Origin of the sequence: Aeromonas sp. Lyrl_2, assembly GCF_051948815.1 — a bacterium.
Taxonomy (GTDB): Bacteria; Pseudomonadota; Gammaproteobacteria; order Enterobacterales; family Aeromonadaceae; genus Aeromonas; species Aeromonas veronii.
In genome coordinates, this window is record NZ_JAYJLJ010000061.1 from 1 (window position 1) to 982 (window position 982).

General features: G+C 56.7%; 1 protein-coding gene. It reads left to right on the forward strand.

Translation table 11 applies throughout. From position 1 onward, the window contains the following. A partial coding sequence (locus VF684_RS20900; RefSeq protein WP_440174397.1) for an IS3 family transposase occupies window positions 1-859 on the forward strand: 859 nt, incomplete at its 5' end. Window positions 860-982 lie beyond the last annotated feature (123 nt).

Here is a 982-nt window from a genome sequence, read left to right on the forward strand (position 1 = left end):
CCGGCAAGTCCTCTCGCAGCGGCAAGTCGAGAGGCTGACCATTGTCAGGGCTTGCCTGTTTCTGAGGATAAGCCGGCAGGCTTACTACAAGCGCAATCGGGTAGCCGACGAGCGCCATCCACAGGAATTGCAGGTGGTGCGCTTCGTGCGTCAGGTTCGACTGCGACAACCGCGGGTGGGCACTCGCAAGCTGCATTATCTGCTGCAGGGTCAGGATGATGGCGGGCTCAAGGTCGGGCGGGACAGGCTGTTTCAGATATTGGCCGAGCACCGCCTGCTGGTGCTGCCCAGGCGGGCGTATCACAAGACCACCCATAGTTTTCACCGTTTCTACCGTCATCCCAACTTGCTCAAGGCGGGGTCAGAGCAGGTCACACCGGTGGCCCCGGAGCAGGTCTGGGTCGCAGATATCACCTATCTGCCAGCCAGGAGCGGGCCGCTGTACCTGAGCCTGGTGACGGATGCGTACTCACGCAAGATAGTAGGCCACCACGTACACGAAGGAATGCACGCGGAGTCGGTGGCGATGGCGTTCAAGAAAGCACTGAAGCAACGGCGTGGCGGCGGTGAACTCATCCATCACTCGGATCGCGGCGTGCAGTATTGCTCTGGGCTGTATCAGTCACTACATGAACGGTACGGGGTGAAGTGCTCGATGACGGATGGGTATGACTGTTACCAGAATGCGTTGGCGGAGCGGGTGAACGGGATTTTGAAAGGAGAGTTATTGTTGCAAAGCCCGCAGGATTTGACGCAAGCGCGGGAGATGGTGCGTGAAGCGGTGGATATTTACAACGCGGAGCGGCCGCATCATGCGTTGAAATACAGAACCCCCGATGCGGCACATAGGGGGTTCTGAGTAGAGAAATGCTAGTTGAAAATGTGTAAACCTATTTCAGGACTAGACACTCTGTCCCAATTACGTGTTGAAAGGCTAATCTTGAAGTAGGCCATCACCTTGAGGTCTACCATCATGGATACA